The organism is Streptomyces sp. WM6378, assembly GCF_001279695.1.
In the GTDB taxonomy this organism is placed as follows: Bacteria; Actinomycetota; Actinomycetes; order Streptomycetales; family Streptomycetaceae; genus Streptomyces.
On sequence record NZ_LGDD01000316.1, the window covers coordinates 1 to 17,553 of the forward strand.

Annotated in this window: 12 protein-coding genes; 2 read left to right on the top strand and 10 right to left on the bottom strand. The window is 71.9% G+C overall.

What is annotated here, in order from left to right; genetic code table 11:
• The 7 genes from ADK54_RS44000 to ADK54_RS31825 form a co-directional block, all read right to left on the bottom strand.
• A partial coding sequence (locus tag ADK54_RS44000; RefSeq protein ID WP_159047960.1) for a flavodoxin-dependent (E)-4-hydroxy-3-methylbut-2-enyl-diphosphate synthase occupies positions 1-183 on the bottom strand: 183 nt, incomplete at its 3' end.
• A 212-nt stretch (positions 184-395) separates the two neighbouring features.
• A complete protein-coding gene (locus ADK54_RS31800; RefSeq protein WP_053729234.1) occupies positions 396-1,697 on the bottom strand; it encodes a M50 family metallopeptidase in 1,302 nt (433 codons plus the stop codon).
• Positions 1,694-2,944, bottom strand: coding sequence for a 1-deoxy-D-xylulose-5-phosphate reductoisomerase (gene dxr / locus ADK54_RS31805; RefSeq protein ID WP_053729273.1), 1,251 nt, complete (start codon positions 2,942-2,944; stop codon positions 1,694-1,696). Before dxr ends, ADK54_RS31800 begins: the two co-directional genes overlap by 4 nt.
• Positions 2,945-3,123: 179 nt before the next feature.
• Positions 3,124-5,046: an acyl-CoA dehydrogenase family protein gene (locus ADK54_RS31810; protein WP_053729235.1), complete on the bottom strand. Its 1,923-nt coding sequence runs from the start codon at positions 5,044-5,046 to the stop codon at positions 3,124-3,126.
• A gap of 183 nt (positions 5,047-5,229) precedes the next feature.
• Positions 5,230-6,675, bottom strand: a complete 1,446-nt coding sequence (locus ADK54_RS31815) for an aldehyde dehydrogenase family protein (protein ID WP_053729236.1) — start codon at positions 6,673-6,675, stop codon at positions 5,230-5,232.
• 378 nt (positions 6,676-7,053) lie between these two features.
• On the bottom strand, positions 7,054-8,598 hold the full coding sequence (locus ADK54_RS31820; RefSeq protein ID WP_053729237.1) for a PucR family transcriptional regulator: 1,545 nt from the start codon (positions 8,596-8,598) through the stop codon (positions 7,054-7,056).
• Positions 8,599-8,751: 153 nt separating this feature from the next.
• A complete protein-coding gene (locus tag ADK54_RS31825) occupies positions 8,752-11,094 on the bottom strand; it encodes a hypothetical protein (RefSeq protein ID WP_053729238.1) in 2,343 nt (780 codons plus the stop codon).
• Positions 11,095-11,340: 246 nt separating this feature from the next.
• Here ADK54_RS31825 and gabT point away from each other — a divergent pair, with 246 nt between their 5' ends.
• A complete protein-coding gene (gene gabT / locus ADK54_RS31830; RefSeq protein WP_053729239.1) occupies positions 11,341-12,675 on the top strand; it encodes a 4-aminobutyrate--2-oxoglutarate transaminase in 1,335 nt (444 codons plus the stop codon).
• 102 nt (positions 12,676-12,777) lie between these two features.
• A complete protein-coding gene (locus ADK54_RS31835; protein WP_078966789.1) occupies positions 12,778-13,575 on the top strand; it encodes a phosphatase PAP2 family protein in 798 nt (265 codons plus the stop codon).
• On the opposite strand, the gene ADK54_RS31840 is transcribed toward ADK54_RS31835, so the two are convergent.
• The 3 genes from ADK54_RS31840 to ADK54_RS31850 form a co-directional block, all read right to left on the bottom strand.
• Positions 13,526-15,340 (bottom strand): chitinase, encoded by a 1,815-nt coding sequence (locus ADK54_RS31840; RefSeq protein ID WP_053729240.1) that lies wholly within the window; start codon positions 15,338-15,340, stop codon positions 13,526-13,528. The genes ADK54_RS31835 and ADK54_RS31840 overlap by 50 nt on opposite strands.
• Before the next feature lie 97 nt (positions 15,341-15,437).
• Entirely contained in the window at positions 15,438-15,902 is a 465-nt protein-coding gene (locus ADK54_RS31845; RefSeq protein ID WP_053729241.1) for a hypothetical protein, read from the bottom strand.
• Positions 15,903-16,118: 216 nt separating this feature from the next.
• The gene (locus ADK54_RS31850) at positions 16,119-17,540 is read right to left on the bottom strand and encodes an NAD(P)/FAD-dependent oxidoreductase (protein ID WP_053729242.1); all 1,422 of its coding nucleotides are present in this window, start codon (positions 17,538-17,540) and stop codon (positions 16,119-16,121) included.
• Positions 17,541-17,553: the final 13 nt, after the last annotated feature.

Sequence of the window (17,553 nt, forward strand, 5' to 3'; positions counted from 1 at the left end):
CGTCAACTCGGCGATCTGCTGCAACGTCGCACCGATGTCCGACGTCCTCGTCGTGGTCATGGACTGCACCGAGACGGGTGCGTCCCCGCCGACCGCCACGGAACCGACCTGGATCTGACGGCTCTTGCGACGCTCGGCCAGCCTGGTCGGTACGGACGGCATTCCCAGTGAAATCGCAGTCATCTGCTGTGCAACCCCAAGGTGTGGATCAAGGTCCCGAGATCGGCGGGCTCCAGCCTTCGAGGTTACGTCACCCTGAGGGCCCCGAGCACACGGTGCCCCCAGAGTTCACGCGAAGGGGCGGCCCGGGCACGCTGTGCACCCGGGCCGCCCCCGTCCGCGTACGCCGACGACGTACATCGGCCACGTACGGCAGACCTCTCCCCCGCGACCGGCTAGGTGATCTTCACCGGGTTCACCACGTCCGCCACGAGCACGAGCAGCGTGAAGCAGATGAAGATTCCGGCCACCACGTACGCGACCGGCATCAGCTTCGCCACGTCGAACGGGCCCGGGTCGGGGCGCTTGAGGACGCGGGCCAGGTTGCGGCGCAGCGACTCCCACAGGGCGCCCGCGATGTGGCCGCCGTCCAGCGGCAGCAGCGGCAGCATGTTGAACAGGAACAGCGAGAGGTTGAAGCCCGCGAGCAGGAACAGGAACGTCGCGATGATGTTCTGTGTCGGGGCGTCCAGGTTGAGCACCTCGCCGCTGAGGCGGGCCGCGCCGACCACGCCGACCGGGGAGTCGGCCTTGCGCTCGCCGCCGTCGAAGGCCGCGTTCCACAGGTCCGGGACCTTGCCGGGCAGGGCGATGATCGAGTGGACGCCGTTCTCGACCATGTCGCCCATGCGGTTCACGGAAGCGCCGAAGCTGAGCGGCTGGATCTCGGTCTTGGCGGCGAAGCCGAGGTAGCCGGCCGGGACGTACTGGTCGGGGACGGGCTGGCCGTCCGAGTCCTTCTTGGCCACCATGTTCTTGGCGAGCGTGGCGTGCAGGACGACCTGCTGGCCGGCGCGCTCCACGGTGATCGTGGCCGGGCCGATGGTCTCGCGGATGCGGTCCGAGAGGTCGGACCAGTCCTTCACGGGCGTCCCGTTGAAGGCGACGATCTTGTCGCCGGTCTTCAGGCCGGCGGCCTCGGCGGGCGAGACCGCGTCGCCCGCCTTGCAGGTCTCGCGCTTCTCGCTCTGCGCGATCACGCACTTCTGGACGCCCGCGACCTGGGTGGTCTGGGTGGCCATGCCGAAGCCCATGAGCACGGTGAGGAAGATCGCCACCGCGAGGATCAGGTTCATGAACGGGCCGGCGAACATGACGATGACGCGCTTCCAGGGCTTGCGCGTGTAGAAGAGCCGGTCCTCGTCGCCGGGCTGGAGCTCCTCGAAGGCCGCGGCCCTGGCGTCCTCGATCATGCCGCGGAACGGCGAGGTCGACCGTGCCTCGATGCGGCCGTCCGCGCCGGGCGGGAACATGCCGATCATGCGGATGTAGCCGCCGGCCGGCACCGCCTTGATGCCGTACTCCGTGTCGCCCTTCTTGCGCGACCAGATGGTGGGGCCGAAGCCGACCATGTACTGGGGCACGCGGATGCCGAAGAGCTTGGCCGTGGAGAGGTGGCCGAGCTCGTGCCACGCGATGGAGATGAGCAGCCCCACGGCGAAGAGCGCTATGCCGAGGACCGTCAACAGGATCGTCATGCGCGTGCCTCCGCTGTTGCCTTCACCGCGAGTTCCCGGGCCCGGGCTCGTGCCCAGGTCTCCGCTTCCAGGACGTCCGAGACCGTGAGGGAAGTTCCCGCCCGCGGCGTTCCGTGTTCGGCGACGACCTCCGTCACCGTCTCCATGATCCCGCTGAAGGGGAGCCGCCCGGCCAGGAACGCGTCCACGCATTCCTCGTTCGCGGCATTGAACACCGCCGGAGCCGTCCCGCCCAGCTCCCCGACGTGCCGGGCGAGTCCCACCGACGGGAACGCCTCGTTGTCGAGCGGGAAGAACTCCCAGGTCGAGGCCTTGGACCAGTCGAAGGCGGGCGCCGCGTCCGGGATCCGCTCGGGCCAGCCGAGACCGATCGCGATCGGCCCGCGCATGTCCGGCGGGGTCGCCTGCGCCAGCGTGGAGCCGTCGGTGAACTCGACCATGGAGTGGACGTAGGACTGGGGGTGGACGACGACCTCGATGCGCTCGAAGGGGATGTCGTAGAGCAGGTGGGCCTCGATCACCTCCAGGCCCTTGTTGACCAGGGTCGCCGAGTTGACCGTGATGACGGGGCCCATCGCCCAGGTGGGGTGGGCCAGCGCGTCGGCCGGGGTGACGTCGGCGAGTTCGCTCTTGGTACGTCCCCGGAACGGCCCGCCGGACGCGGTCACGACGAGCTTGCGCACGTCGGCGCGCTTGCCGGCGGCCAGCGCCTGGAACAGTGCGGCGTGCTCGGAGTCGACGGGGATGATCTGGCCGGGCCCGGCGATCGCCTTGACGAGCGGGCCGCCGACGATCAGCGACTCCTTGTTGGCGAGCGCGAGCGTGCGGCCGGCCCGGAGCGCGGCCAGCGTGGGGGCGAGCCCGATCGAGCCGGTGATCCCGTTCAGGACGGTGTGGCAGGGGGAGGCCGCGAGTTCGGTGGCCGCGTCGGGGCCCGCCAGGATCTCGGGGAGCGGCTCGCCGCCGTACTGCGCCGCCAGTGCCTCGCGCAGCGCGGGCACGGCGTCCTCGCGCGCCACCGCGACGGCGGCGACCCGCAGTCGGCGGGCCTGCTCGGCGAGCAGCTCGACCCGGCCGCCGGCCGCGGAGAGCGCGGTCACGCGGAAGCGGTCGGGGTTGCGCAGGACCAGGTCGATGGCCTGGGTACCGATGGACCCGGTGGATCCGAGGACCACCACGTCGCGTCGGCCTTCGGCTGGATCGAAGGCGATGTGGGGGTCGGCGAGGGGGGCTGGGCTGTCGCTCATGCCCCCCATTGTTGCCGCATCGGCTGTGCGCCCGAACAGCGCTCCTGCCAATAGGACCGCGATGAGTACGCGGGCGCCGTCCCGTACCCCGCTGTCGGGGCGGCGCCCGCGGGCCGGGCACCGGAGCGGAGCCGGCCGCTCCGGCCTTCACATCCCGTACGGGACCGGTCCGTACCGGCTCAGCGGATGGGGCGGTGGACGTTGTCGCGCTTGGCCGGGCCTGGGGTCGCGTCCGCGATCCAGGGGCCGTCGTCGGACGGGTCGAGGACGCCCTCCTCCAGCCAGGTGTAGGAACCGGCGAGGACCTCGCCGACGATCTTGCGGTCGAGGTCGTCGGTGTTGCTCCACAGCCGGGTGAAGAGCTCCTCCACGCGGATGCGGGACTGCCGGCAGAACGTGTCGGCCAGCTGGACCGCCTCGCGGCCGTTCTCGCCGGTCGCCCGCAGGTGCTCGGCCCGTACGCAGGCCGCGCTGATGGCGAACAGTTCGGCCCCGATGTCGACGATGCGGCCGAGGAAGCCCTGCTTGGTCTCCATCCGGCCCTGCCAGCGCGACATCGCGTAGAACGTCGAGCGGGCGAGCTTGCGCGCGGAGCGCTCGGCGTAGCGCAGATGCTGGGCGAGGGGCCCGAACTCGCCGTACGAGCGCGGGAGTTGACCCGGACCCGCGACCAGCTTGGGCAGCCACTTGGCGTAGAACCCGGCGGCGTTCGCACCCGCCTTGGCCTTGTCCTGGAGGGACTTGTCGGGGTCGATCAGGTCGCCCGCGACGGACAGGTGGGCGTCGACCGCCTCGCGGGCGATCAGCAGGTGCATGATCTCCGTCGAGCCCTCGAAGATCCGGTTGATCCGCATGTCGCGGAGCATCTGCTCGGCGGGGACGGCGCGCTCCCCGCGGGCGGCGAGCGAGTCCGCGGTCTCGAAGCCGCGGCCGCCGCGGATCTGGACCAGCTCGTCCGTCATCAGCCAGCCCATCTCGGACCCGTACAGCTTGGCGAGGGCGGCCTCGATGCGGATGTCGTTGCGGTCCTCGTCGGCCATCTGCGCCGAGAGGTCCGTCATGGCTTCGAGGGCGAACGTGGTCGCGGCGATGAAGGAGATCTTCGCGCCGACCGCCTCGTGCCGGGCGACCGGACGGCCCCACTGCTCGCGTACGCCCGCCCATTCGCGGGCGATCTTCAGGCACCATTTGCCGCTACCCACGCACATCGCGGGCAGCGAGAGGCGGCCGGTGTTGAGGGTGGTCAGGGCGATCTTGAGGCCGGAGCCCTCGGGGCCGATCCGGTTGGCGGCCGGGACGCGGACCTGGTGGAAGCGGGTGACGCCGTTCTCGATGCCGCGCAGGCCCATGAACGCGTTGCGGTTCTCGACGGTGACGCCCGGCGAGTCCGCCTCTACGACGAACGCCGTGATGCCGCCCTTGTGCCCCTCGGACCTGGGCACCCGGGCCATCACGACGAGGAGGTCCGCGACGACGCCGTTGGTGGTCCACAGCTTCACGCCGTCCAGGACGTACTCGTCGCCGTCGGGCACCGCCGAGGTCGCGAGCCGGGCCGGGTCGGAGCCCACGTCGGGCTCGGTGAGCAGGAAGGCCGAGATGTCGGTACGGGCGCAGCGCGGCAGGAAGGTGTCCTTCTGCTCCTGGGTGCCGAACAGCTTCAGCGGCTGGGGCACCCCGATCGACTGGTGCGCGGAGAGCAGCGCGCCGATCGCGGGGCTCGCCGAACCGGCCAGCGTGAGCGCCTTGTTGTAGTAGACCTGGGTCAGCCCCTGGCCGCCGTACTTCGTGTCGATCTTCATCCCGAAGGCGCCGAGCTCCTTGAGCCCGTTCACGACCTCGTCGGGGATCCGCGACTCGCGCTCGATGAGGCGGCCGTCCACACGGGTCTCGCAGAAGTCGCGCATCTTGGCGAGGAAGGCCTCGCCTCGCTCCACGTCGTCGGGGGCGGGCAGCGGATGGGGGTGGATCAGATCGAGGCGCAGCCGGCCGAGGAAGAGTTCCTTCGCGAAGCTGGGCTTGCGCCAGTCCTGCTCGCGGGCGGCCTCGGCGACCTGGCGCGCCTCGCGCTCGGAGACCTTGGGCGTGTGCTGTGGTGCGGTCATTGAGGGGTTCTCCTCGCCGCGGGCTGACGGGTGCGGGCGGCTGCCCGTTACCGGGTGGTGCTACTCGTCCGTATGTACCCGATTCCCGGCGCTTGGACCACCCCTCGCGCCCGCCCGGACGTACGACGGCGGCCGGAACCCCCGCACAGTGGGTTCCGGCCGCCGGTCTCGTGGCGCGGTGTCCTAGAGGGCGAGGCCCGTCAGGACGAGGACGCGCTCGTAGGTGTAGTCGTCCATCGCGTAGCGGACGCCCTCGCGGCCGACGCCGGAGGCCTTGGCGCCGCCGTACGGCATCTGGTCGGCGCGGTAGGACGGCACGTCGCCGATGATCACGCCGCCGACCTCCAGGGCCCGGTGGGCGCGGAAGGCGGTCTGCAGGTCGTGCGTGAACACCCCTGCCTGGAGGCCGTACTTGGAGGAGTTGACCGCGGCGAACGCCTCGGCCTCGCCGTCCACCTTCTGTACGGTCAGGACGGGTCCGAAGACCTCCTCGCAGGCGAGGGTGGTGTCGGCGGGCAGCTCGGTGAGCACGGTGGGCGCGTAGCTCGCGCCGTCGCGCTTGCCGCCGGTGAGCAGCTTGGCGCCGGCCGAGACGGCCTCGTCGACCCAGGACTCGACGCGCTTGGCGGCGTCCTCGCTGACCAGCGGGCCGACGTCGGTGGCCGAGTCGGACGGGTCGCCGGTGACCTGTGCCTCGACGGCGGCGACGACCTTGGGCAGCAGCCGGTCGTAGACGGCGGCGTCCGCGATGACCCGCTGCACCGAGATGCAGGACTGGCCGCCCTGGTAGTTGGAGAAGGTGGCGATGCGGGTGGCCGCCCAGTCCAGGTCCTCCTCCGAGGCCCAGTCGGCGAGGACCACGGCCGCGCCGTTGCCGCCGAGCTCCAGGGTGCAGTGCTTGCGCGGCACCGAGTCCATGATCGCGTAGCCGACCTTGTCGGAGCCGGTGAAGGAGATGACCGGGAGGCGGTCGTCCTGCACCAGGGCCGGCATCTTGTCGTTGGCGACCGGCAGGATGCTCCACGAGCCGGCGGGCAGCTCGGTCTCGGCGAGCAGTTCGCCGAGGACGAGGCCCGAGAGCGGGGTCGCGGGGGCGGGCTTCAGGATGATCGGGGCGCCGACGGCGATGGCCGGGGCGACCTTGTGGGCGCACAGGTTCAGCGGGAAGTTGAACGGCGCGATGCCGAGGACGACGCCCTTGGGGAAGCGGCGGGTCAGGGCGAGGCGGCCCACGCCGCCGCCGTCGGTGTCCAGGCGCTGGGCCTCGCCGCCGTTGAAGCGGCGGGCCTCCTCGGCCGCGAAGCGGAACACGGACACCGCGCGGCCGACCTCGCCGCGGGCCCACTTGATCGGCTTGCCGTTCTCGGCGGAGATCAGCTGGGCGATCTCCTCGGTGCGCTCGGCGAGCCGCTTCGATACGTGGTCGAGGGCTGCGGCGCGGACGTGCGCCGGGGTCGCCGCGAACTCCTCCACGACGGCGTGCGCCGCTGCCACGGCCTCCTCGACCTGGGCGTCGGTGGGCACGCTGACCGAGGCGACGTGACGGCCGTCCCAGGGCGAAGTGACATCGAAGCGGTCGTCGCCGGTGGCCTCGCGGCCGGCGAGCCAGAAGGCGTGGGTAGAAGTCATGCCCTCACGGTAGGCCGGGGGGCGGGGGTGCGCGTTTGTCCGGGGTGGAGTGATCGGAGCGCGGGTTGCGCCGCTTTGTCATCCCGACCGGGCGGAGCGAGCTGGGGCTCCGCCCCAGACCCCGGGAGCCCCCACCCCACCCCTTCCCGAAACCCGCCGGGGGAGTTCGTTCGGCTGCGGACCGTGCGTGGCTGGGCGCGCAGTTCCCCGCGCCCCTAGCAGGATGGTGCTGGCCCGGATCGGCATCTTCAGCCCGTCCGGCGATTGAGGACGAGCGCCCTTAAGGCGCGAACGGGGTCTGGGGCGAAGCCCCAGAAGGCCAGTTCAGCCCAATCCATACCCCCGGAGGGTCTCGGGAAGGGGCGGGGTGGGGAAACCTCAGGCGTCCGGCGCCGAGGTCGCCTTCAGCGCCAGCCACAGCTCCATGCGGACGTCGGGGTCGTCCAGGGAGCGGCCCAGGATTTCCTCCACGCGGCGCATCCGGTAGCGCAGGGTGTGCCGGTGGACACCGAGGTCCGCCGCCGCGTCCCACTGGCCGTGCCGCGACAGCCACGCCCGCAGCGAGGCCACCAGATCGCCACGCCCCGTCGCATCGTGCTCGTGCAGCGCACGGAGCATGCCGTCAGCGAAGGCCCGCACCGCGTCGTCCGCGAGGAGCGGCAGCACGGACCCCGCCACCAACTGCTCGTGTTCCACGAGTAGTTGGCCCCGCCGCCGCGCCACCGACAGCGCCTGCTCGGCCTGCTTGTACGCGGAGGCCGCCGCGATCGGCCCGGCCGGCGCGGAGAGGCCGATGACGAGTTCCTCGCCCTCGGCGGCCTCGTGGGACTGGCAGGCCGCGACGGCCTCGCCGCCGTCCGCCGCCAGCACCACCAGCCGCGCCCCCTCGGGCACCACGAGCACCGCCTCGCCGCAGCGCGCCGCGGCCGACTCCATCGCCTCGGCGAGCGCGCCGAGCCCCGCGGGGTCGCCCTCCCCCGCGGGTTCGGCGATGACCAGCCGGAACGGCGCGTCCAGGAGGCCGCCGTAGAGATCGCCCGCCACCGCGCGCGCGTGGTCCTGCTGCCCGGAGAGCAGCATCCGGAGCACGGCCGCGCCCAGGCGCTGCTCGGCGGACTGGAGCGAGCGGGAGCGTTCCGTCGTCAAGGTCAGCAGAGCGACTGCCGAGTGCACCGCGTACCGTTCCGCCGTGCCGAGGGGCGCCCCCGTACCCACGGCCAGGGCGCCCCGCACGCGGCGTCCCGTGCCGAGCGACTGGAGCTCGACGCGGTCGCCGGACGAGTCGTCGGCGCCGACGACGGCGCTGGCCGGGGCCGCGCGTTCGCGCAGCCGGGCGACGTCCGGGGCGAGCCGGGCGGCGCGCCGGGCGGCCCACTCCGGGGCTGCCGCCACGACCGCGCCGGAGGTGTCGTACAGCGCGGCCCAGCCGTCGACGTGCGCGGCGAGCTTGGTGATCAGGACGGCCGGACCGTCGGACAGCGCCGCCTTCGTCAGCTCGCGCTGCGCCTCGAACCCGGCGGTGACCGCGCGGTACTGGTCGGCCGAGATGGCCGCCGAGACCGCCTTGGAGATGGCCAGGAACGGGGTGCGCCGGGGCACCTCAAGGAGCGGGAGGTCCTCCTCGCGGGCCGCGGTGAGCAGCGCCTCCGGCACGGTGTCGTAGTTGACGCCGATCGCGAAGCCGATCCCGACCACCCCGGCCCTGGCCAGCCTGCGCACGTACCGGCGCATGGCCTGGGGGTCCTCGGCGTCCAGCGTCATCGCGGTGATGAGCAGCAGCTCGCCGCCCTCCATGTACGGGACGGGGTCGGCGAGTTCGCTGACGTGGGCCCAGCGCACCGGGCGGTCCAGGTGGTCCTCCCCCGCGCGCACGGTGAGCTTGAGGGCCGAGTGCTGGACGAGCGAGGCGAGCGTGGGCGGCATGGGACCGGGTTACCTTCGCGGCAGGAAGTCAGGAACTACGGGACGCGGCGATGGCACGTAATTGCGTAATTGCTACGTCCCGTATGAACGGGCAACTCCATTTTGCCAGCTCGGCCAGGTTCCGCCGAGCCGGTCAACCGCTCAGTACCGGTCTCAGGCCCGTAGGTCCACCAGGAGCGGCGGCGCGTGCTCTCCCTTCACGGTGGTCAGCGAGAGCACCGCGTGCCCGGCGGGCACCTGGTGGGCGAGCTCGGAGGCCGACCAGCGCTCCCGTTCGACCTTGCGCACGGTGACGGCGTCGGTGGTGACGGCCTTGCCGGTGACGAGTTTGCGCAGCGCGTGGACCGCCCGGGTGAGCGGCTGGTCGGCGAAGACGGTGTGCTTGGCGACCTCGGTGGTCTCCACCCACTCGGTGCCCCATGCCTGCGCGAAGAGCCGCCCGTCCCAGGTGGTGACCCCGGAGAACGTCATGTGGCAGCCGACCGAGCCGAGCAGCGAGGTGTGCAGCTGTTCCGGTACGTCGCCGAGCGCCCGCAGGGTGAGCAGCACCCCGGCGTTGCAGTTCCGCAGCCGTTGCAGGGCCCGTACGGACTCGGCGGTGACGGCGTGCGTGGCGTCGTCGACGGCGAGGAAGGCGAAGAGCGAGCGGTCCCGGCGGGCGGCCGCGCCGGCGGTGAACTGGGCCAGCATCAGCCGGGTCAGCAGGTGCGCCGCCTCCGGGTGGCCGCGTTCGGGCACGTCGACGCGGACCCGCAGCGGGTGTTCGAGCGAGCGCAGCGAGAACGGCCGGGTCTCGCCGGTGGTGTCGAAGAAGCCCTCGAAGGCAGGGCGGTCGAGCACCGCGACGCGCGCGGCGAGCGCGAGCCCCGGGTCGCCCGGGGTGCCCAACTGCCGCTCCCTGGCGTCGAGTTCGCGATGATAGGAGCGGTGCTCTTCGGCGTCGAGGCTCGCCCGGAGCTCTTCGATGGCGCCGGGTGATCCGTCGAGCAGCTCGCGCAGGACGGGGACGGCGGGGAAGCGTCCGTGGGCCGCGCGGTAGGGGCCGAGCAGTTGCGCGAGGGCGGTCGCGGCCCGCCGCGAGTCGACCTCGGGGATGTCCCCGGCGAAGGCCTCGGCGAGCAGGCCGGCGGCCTCGTCGGGGTCGGCGGTGCCGCCGTACAGGTCGAGGTCGTACGCCGAGGAGGCGTCGCCGGGCTTGATCACCACGTCGTAGCCGTCGTCGGCGCCGAGCGGGGTGCCCGCCGCGCACACCGCGACGACGGCGGCCTTCCCGGCCAGCGCCTGGAGCGCGAGCGACTCCACCACGGGCCGCACCAGGTGCCGGGTCTTGCCCGAGCCGAACGGTCCGACCGCGAGCAGCGAGGAGCCGAGCGCGGCCGGGTCGACGGCCGCGCCCGCGCCCCTGCGGGCAACCGGGGTGCGCTCGGCGTCCGGGTAGCGGCCGAGCCGGACCTGCGAGGTGAGGAGGTCGTGGGTGGCCGCGCGGGCGGGCAGCTCGCGATCGCCCGAGGGGTGCAGACAGGCCCGCGCGCCCTGCCCGGCGACCGCCTCGGTGAACGCGCCGAGCCGGGCCGGGTCGGCCTTCACCGATGCCCAGGCCCGCCGGATCCGTACGCAGTCGACGTCGTTCATCCGCCCGGACCGCTCCTCGGCCACCAGCCGGTCGGCGGCCGCGGCGAGACCCGCTGCCCGCAGCTGGGGCCAGTCGGCCGGGGAGGCGACAGAGGTGGGGGGTGCGGACGCCTGCGCCGCGGGGTCGGCCTTGCGCTTGCGGAAGTGGCCGAGCCAGTCGCCGGCCTTGGCGAAGGGCCACAGCACGGCGCCTCCGACCAGCACGTACAGCGCGTAATTGACGAACGTGGCCACCGCCCGGTCGCCGTTGCCGGTGGTCCAGGACAGCGGGAACAGGCTCCAGACGGTGAAGAAGAACGGGAACAGGCTGGTCCCTATCACCAGCCATACCGCCACGCCGCCGGCCAGCGCGGTGCGCAGGGTCCGCTCGGGCTGGGGGCAGTCGACCGCGTACCGCCGGAACACCTCCAGCCAGTTGCCCATCCGGCCGAACACGTAGATCAGCAGCGCCGCGAAGAGGCTGTTGTAGACCTCGATGGCGGTGATCGCCTCGGGCGGCCTCGGATACCTCCACCACTGTGTCGGCGTGAACAGCTCAAGCAGCACCCGGCTGTGCGGGACGTACCCGTTGGTCCACAGCGACCAGACGAGGGTGGCCGCGAGCAGGGCCACGAGCGCGCCGACGAGGAGGGCCCGGTCGGGCACCCGGTCCGGGTCGGCGTCGGGGCGCGGCTTGTGGCCGAAGCGCCACAGGCCGGGTTCGGCCGGGGCGCGCGGGGTGCGCAGCCAGTCACCGAGGGCGGGCGCGGCCGCGGGCGCCTCGACGGGCCGAGGCGGGAGCGGCGGGCGCGGCGGCGGCACTACGGGGCGCGGGACCGCCCCCGAACGGGTGCCGCGTGCGTCCTGCGTGCCTTCGGTGTCCATCGACCCCTTGCCCCCTGACCAGCCAGGTCCGTTCCGAGCGCTGCGAACGCTCAATCTAGCGGCAGGGCACGAGCGTTCACCGCCGCAGCGCACCACATGCTCGCCCGGGGGAACTGTCCGCCGAGGACAACGGACACACCCCCACCACTACCGAACGGCGCATGCCACGGCCCGTTCGTGCGCCTTAGCCTGCCAAGAAAGCCAAGGAAGCGTCCGAATCCCCACGAAAATCTCCAGGAGCCCCTCATGAGCGCGATCCCGCAGGAGCGCCGCGTCGTCACCGCCATCCCCGGCCCGAAGTCGCAGGAGCTTCAGGCCCGCCGTCTCGCGGCCGTCGCCGCCGGTGTGGGCTCCACGCTGCCCGTCTTCACCGCGCGCGCGGGCGGCGGCATCATCGAGGACGTCGACGGCAACCGCCTGATCGACTTCGGTTCCGGCATCGCGGTGACGTCGGTGGGCGCCTCCGCCGAAGCCGTGGTGCGCCGCGCCAGCGCCCAGCTGCAGGACTTCACGCACACCTGCTTCATGGTCACGCCGTACGAGGGCTACGTCGCCGTCGCCGAGCAGCTCGCCGAGCTGACCCCGGGCGACCACGCCAAGAAGTCCGCCCTGTTCAACTCGGGCGCCGAGGCCGTCGAGAACGCCGTCAAGATCGCCCGTGCGTACACCAAGCGCCAGGCCGTCGTCGTCTTCGACCACGGCTACCACGGCCGCACCAACCTGACGATGGCGCTGACCTCCAAGAACATGCCGTACAAGAACGGCTTCGGACCGTTCGCGCCCGAGGTCTACCGCGTGCCGGTGGCCTACGGCTACCGCTGGCTGACCGGCCCGGAGAACGCCGGCGCCGAGGCGTCCGCGCAGGCCATCGACATGATCAACAAGCAGATCGGCGCGGACAACGTCGCCGCGATCATCATCGAGCCGGTGCTCGGCGAGGGCGGCTTCATCGAGCCGGCCAAGGGCTTCCTGCCCGCGATCAGCCAGTTCGCCAAGGACAACGGGATCGTCTTCGTCGCGGACGAGATCCAGTCCGGCTTCTGCCGCACCGGCCAGTGGTTCGCCTGCGAGGACGAGGGCATCGTCCCGGACCTCATCACCACCGCCAAGGGCATCGCGGGCGGCATGCCGCTCGCCGCCGTGACGGGCCGCGCCGAGATCATGGACTCCGCGCACGCGGGCGGCCTCGGCGGCACCTACGGCGGCAACCCGGTGGCCTGTGCCGCCGCCCTCGGCGCGATCGAGACGATGAAGGAGCTCGACCTCAACGGCAAGGCCAAGCGCATCGAGGAGGTCATGAAGGCGCGCCTGGCGACCATGGCCGAGAAGTACGACATCATCGGCGACATCCGCGGCCGCGGCGCCATGATCGCCATCGAGCTTGTCAAGGACCGCGCCTCGAAGACGCCGAACCCGGAGGCCGCGGGCGCGCTCGCCAAGGCCTGCCACGCGGAGGGACTGCTCGTCCTGACCTGCGGCACGTACGGCAACGTGCTGCGCTTCCTGCCCCCGCTGGTCATCGGCGAGGACCTCCTGAACGAGGGCCTCGACATCATCGAGCAGGCCTTCACCAGCGTGTGACGCTGAGTAGTCGGCACCGCCTGTGAAGAACGTGTGGGGGGGCAATGGCGGGATGGAGTTCCCGCTGTCGGTCCCCCGCGGTCTGCCGTACGGTTTCTGCAGATGAGAGAAACACCCCGCCCGCAGGGGACTGCGGGCGATTCCAGGGCGGAGCATCCCCAGCCTTGCCCTGGTCGTGCCCTCGCGCACACCACTGGAGCCTCCGGCTCCGGAACTCCTCACCGATCGGATGGCCGTCCGCCCCACACCCCCCGGGGCGAGCGGTACGCCGGTCAAGGCGGCCGCCCCGGAACCTCCCCCCCTGTTCCGGGGCGGCCGGCTTTCCTCTTCGCCACGCTGCTCTGCGTGTTCGCGGTCATCACCTGGCAGGTCGCATCCGGTGGCCCGCTGCGCCGTCTTGACGAGCGCCTGGACCGGGCGGTGACCGGCCACGGCCCGGCCGCCCTCGCGGAAGCCCTCGCCGACCTCGGCAGCATGCCGGTCGCGCTCCCCGTCCTCGCCCTGGCCATCGCGTACGCCCTGTGGCGCGGCCTGCGCCGGCAGGCGTTGATCGCCGCCGTGACGATGGCGCTCGTGCCGCTCCTCATCGTGCCGCTGAAGGACTGGATCGCCCGGCCGGGTCCACTGGAGGCCGCCACCGGCTACTACCCCTCGGGCCATACCGCGACCGCGATGGTGGCCTATGGCGGGGCCGCGCTCCTGCTGTCTCCGCACGTACGCCGCAGGTGGCTGATGCCCGTCGCCGCGGGGGCACTCACCGCGGCGACGGGCATCGGTCTGGTCCTGCACGGCTACCACTGGCCCCTGGACGTGCTGGCCAGCTGCTGCCTGTGCGGGGCGCTCCTGGTGGTCAGCTCCACGGGTATGCGTCGAAGTTCTTCGAGAACTCGCCGCCGTTGAACCGGTCCCAGTTGATGGACCACGTCATCAGGCCGCGCAGGCCCGGCCAGGTTCCGTGGGTCTGGTACGCGCCGCAGTTCGCCTTCTTCGTCAGGCAGTCCAGGGTCTTGGCGACCTCGGTCGGGCTGGTCCAGCCGTTGCCGGCCTGAGTGGAGGCGGGCAGGCCGATGGCGACCTGGTCGGGGCGCAGCGCGGGAAACGTCTTCGAGGTGTCGCCCGCGACCGGGAAGCCGGTGAGCAGCATGTCGGTCATGGCGATGTGGAAGTCCGAGCCGCCCATCGAGTGGTACTGGTTGTCCAGGCCCATGATCGAGCCCGAGTTGTAGTCCTGGACGTGCAGCAGCGTGAGCGAGTCGCGCAGCGCGTGGATGACCGGAAGGTAGGCGCCGCAGCGCGGATCCTGCCCGCCCCAGGGGCCCGAGCCGTAGTACTGATACCCCAGCTGAACGAAGAACGTCTCCGGGGCCATCGTCAGGACGAACTTGGAGCCGTACTTGGCCTTGAGGGTCTTCAGGGCGTCAATGAGGTTGACGATGACGGGAGTTGTGGGGCTCCTGAAGTCCGTGTCGCCGGTGTTCAGGGACAGGGAGTGGCCCTCGAAGTCGATGTCGAGGCCGTCCAGGCCGTAGTCGTCGATGATCTTCGAGACGGAGGAGACGAAGGTGTCGCGGGCGGCGGTCGTGGTGAGCTGGACCTGGCCGTTCTGGCCGCCGATCGAGATGAGCACCTTCTTGCCCGCGGCCTGCTTGGCCTTGATGGCGGCCTTGAAGTCGGCGAGCGGCTCGACGGTCGGGCACTCGCTGACCGGGCACAGGTTGAACCGGATGTCGCCCGAGGTCGCCGAGGTCGGTTCGCCGAAGGCCAGGTCGATGATGTTCCAGTCGTCGGGCACGTCCGCCATGCGCGTGTAGCCCGCGCCGTTGGCGAAGGACGCGTGCAGATAGCCGACCAGCGCGTGGCCGGAGGGCGGCGGGGTGGTTCCGCCCGTGGTGGCCGCGGTGACGGCGGCCGACTTCGGGGACTCCCCCGCAGAGTTGGTCGCGGCGACCTGGAAGGCGTACGAGGTGGTGGGGGTCAGACCCGTGACGGTGGCCGAAGTCCCGCTCACCGAGGCCGCCTTGGCGCCGTCGCGGTAGATGTTGTAGCCGGTGGCGCCGGTGGCCGGGGACCAGCTCAGGCCGATGCTGGAGGAGGTGGCGCCGGAGGCGGTGAGCCCGGCGGGGGCGGCCGGTATCTGGACGGGGGCGCCGCCGGGGCCGATCAGGCTCACATCGTCGGCCTCGTAGGCGGCGGTGCCGTACCAGCCGTGCGTGTAGACGGTCACCGAGGTGGTGCTCGCGCCGGTCTTGAAGGTGGTCGTCAGCTGCTGCCAGGAGGGCGCGGACTGGGTCCAGGTCGACACGTCGGTGGTGCCGGTGCCGGAGGCGCCGAGGTAGACGTAGCTGCCCTGCACCCAACTGCTCAGCGTGTACGTGGAGTTGGGCTGCACGGCCACGACTTGGGAGCACTGCGCGTTGTCGCTCCCGGCCGGTGTGGCCTTCAGGGCGCCGGTGCCGCTGTGCACGGGCGAGGAGACGGCGACGCCGCTGCCCGCGGTGCAGTTCCAGCCGTCGAGTCCGGATTCGAAGCCGCCGTTGCGCATGAGGTCGGCGTCGGCGGCGTGCGCGGACGGCGCCACGGCGACGAGTCCGGCCGCGGCGAGGGTGGCCGCCGTGAGGGCGGCGAAAAGGGATGACCGTAGGGCCGGATGTCTGGTGCGGTCCACAACTGCCTCCTGGCAAGGGCGTATTGAGACACGAAGCCCGCACAACATGGTCCAGACCAATCGGGTTGTCAAGACCTCTGGCACTGAGCCGTCCCGGTCAGTCCCGGCTGCCCCCGTCCCGTGCGATGTGAGCCGCCGCCTCGTGCATCGCCAGCTCCAGGAGGGTCGGGTCGGTGAGGGTGCCCGAACCGTCCGGCGGCACCAGCCAGCGCACCCCGCCGGTCGCCCGGCCCGGGTACGGCACCACGATCCAGGTGCCGGCGCCCGCACCGCGCACCCCCGTGCCGAGCCACCGCGCGACGGTGCCCGGCGGCACGAAGAAGCCGATGCGCGCGTCACCGAAGTCGGCGAGCACGGGGCCCGGCCGGTCCACGAGCCGGGTCAGCACATCGAGGGCGTGGCTTCCCAGCTCGCCCGGCAGGATCAGTACGTCCCAGCGCCTGCCGGCCGGAAGGAGTGCGACCCCCAGGGGGTTCCGCTCCCATTCCCATCGGCAGGCGTCGGGATCCGGCGCCACCGACGCCAGCCATTCCACCGCGGTCTTCGACCCCGAGGCAGTCATTGCCGTCCTCCGTCCGGTCCCACTCCACTGGGCACAGCCAGTGCGTCCACGAAGGAGAGGGGCGACAGGGCGGGCTATGACGCGACTTCGGGCACCTCGAAGGAGTGAACCGGGTCACACCGCGATCGAAGGACGTGCGCCCCCGGCGTGACCAGGGGCGTGTGACCGGGGGCGTATGACCGGGGGCGCACGAAATGATCAAGCACGCGAACCGTGTCAGGAGTCGAAGCCGAGGCCGACGCGGTCCATCGCCTTGAGCCACAGGTTGCGCCGGCCGCCGTTCTCGTCGGCGCGGGCCAGCGACCACTTGGTGATGCCGATGCCCGCCCAGGCCACCGGCTCCGGCGGGAACGGCAGCGGCTTGGTGCGCACCATCTCCAGTTCGGTGCGCTCGGTCTGCTCCCCCGCCAGGAGGTCGAGCATCACATCGGCGCCGAAGCGGGTCGCCCCGACCCCGAGCCCGGTGTACCCGGCGGCGTACGCGACCCGTCCGGCGTGGGCGGTGCCGAAGAACGCCGAGAAGCGCGAGCACGTGTCGATCGCGCCGCCCCAGGCGTGGCTGAAGCGCACCCCCTCCAGCTGCGGGAAGCAGTGGAAGAACTGCTCGGCGAGCTTGGCGTAGGTCTCGGGCCGGTCGTCGTACTCGGTGCGCACCTTCCCGCCGTACTGGTAGATCGCGTCGTAGCCGCCCCACAGGATGCGGTTGTCGGCGGACAGGCGGAAGTAGTGGAACTGGTTGGCCGAGTCCCCGAGCCCCTGGCGCCGGTGCCAGCCGATGGAGGCGAGCTGGGCGGCGTTCAGCGGCTCGGTCATCAGCGCGTAGTCGTACACCGGGACCGTGTACGGCCGCAGCCGCTTGACCAGCGAGGGGAACACGTTGGTGCCGAGCGCCACGTGCTCCGCGCGGATCTTGCCGTACGGGGTGCGTACGCCCATGCCGGTGCCGACCCGGGCCAGCGAGAGGCCCGGGGTGTGCTCGTAGATCCGTACGCCCAGATCGAGGCAGGCCCGCTTGAGGCCCCAGGCGAGCTTGGCCGGGTGGAGCATGGCGACGCCTTCGCGGTCCCAGAGCCCGCCGAGGAAGGTGGGCGAGTCGACCTCGGCCCGCAGGGCTTCCTCGTCGAGGAGTTCGAGCCCGCCGAAGCCGAGGTTCGTCGCCTCGTCGTACATCTCGTGCAGCTCTTCGAGCTGGTGGGGCTCGGTGGCGATGTCGATCTCGCCGGTCCGCTCGAAGTCGCAGTCGATGTCGTAGCGGGCGACGGCGGCCTGGATGGCGTCGAGGTTCGCCGCGCCCAGCTTTTCGAGCCGGGCCAACTCGCCCGGCCAGCGGGCGAGTCCGTTGCCGAGGCCGTGGGTGAGGGAGGCGGCGCAGAAGCCGCCGTTGCGGCCGGAGGCGGCCCAGCCGATCTCCTTGCCCTCGATGAGGACGACGTCGCGGCCGGGCTCGCGCTCCTTCGCGATGAGCGCGGTCCACAGCCCGCTGTAGCCGCCGCCGACGACGAGGAGCTCGCACTTCTCGTCGCCGGTGAGGGCGGGCAGCGCCTCGGGGCGGCCGGGGTCCTCCAGCCAGAAGGGGACGGGCTTCGCGCCCGCCAGGGACTGTCGTGCTGCACTGTTCATGGCTCGGGTCACGGCCATGATTTCCAACTCC

Coding starts and splice junctions, on each gene's coding strand:
- ADK54_RS31800 (WP_053729234.1), bottom strand. CDS start 1,697: ATGACGATCCTGTTGACGGTCCTCGGCATAGCGCTCTTCGCCGTGGGG.
- ADK54_RS31825 (WP_053729238.1), bottom strand. CDS start 11,094: ATGGACACCGAAGGCACGCAGGACGCACGCGGCACCCGTTCGGGGGCG.
- dxr (WP_053729273.1), bottom strand. CDS start 2,944: ATGAGCGACAGCCCAGCCCCCCTCGCCGACCCCCACATCGCCTTCGAT.
- ADK54_RS31815 (WP_053729236.1), bottom strand. CDS start 6,675: ATGACTTCTACCCACGCCTTCTGGCTCGCCGGCCGCGAGGCCACCGGC.
- ADK54_RS31845 (WP_053729241.1), bottom strand. CDS start 15,902: ATGACTGCCTCGGGGTCGAAGACCGCGGTGGAATGGCTGGCGTCGGTG.
- ADK54_RS31810 (WP_053729235.1), bottom strand. CDS start 5,046: ATGACCGCACCACAGCACACGCCCAAGGTCTCCGAGCGCGAGGCGCGC.
- ADK54_RS31835 (WP_078966789.1), top strand. CDS start 12,778: ATGAGAGAAACACCCCGCCCGCAGGGGACTGCGGGCGATTCCAGGGCG.
- ADK54_RS31850 (WP_053729242.1), bottom strand. CDS start 17,540: ATGGCCGTGACCCGAGCCATGAACAGTGCAGCACGACAGTCCCTGGCG.
- gabT (WP_053729239.1), top strand. CDS start 11,341: ATGAGCGCGATCCCGCAGGAGCGCCGCGTCGTCACCGCCATCCCCGGC.
- ADK54_RS31820 (WP_053729237.1), bottom strand. CDS start 8,598: ATGCCGCCCACGCTCGCCTCGCTCGTCCAGCACTCGGCCCTCAAGCTC.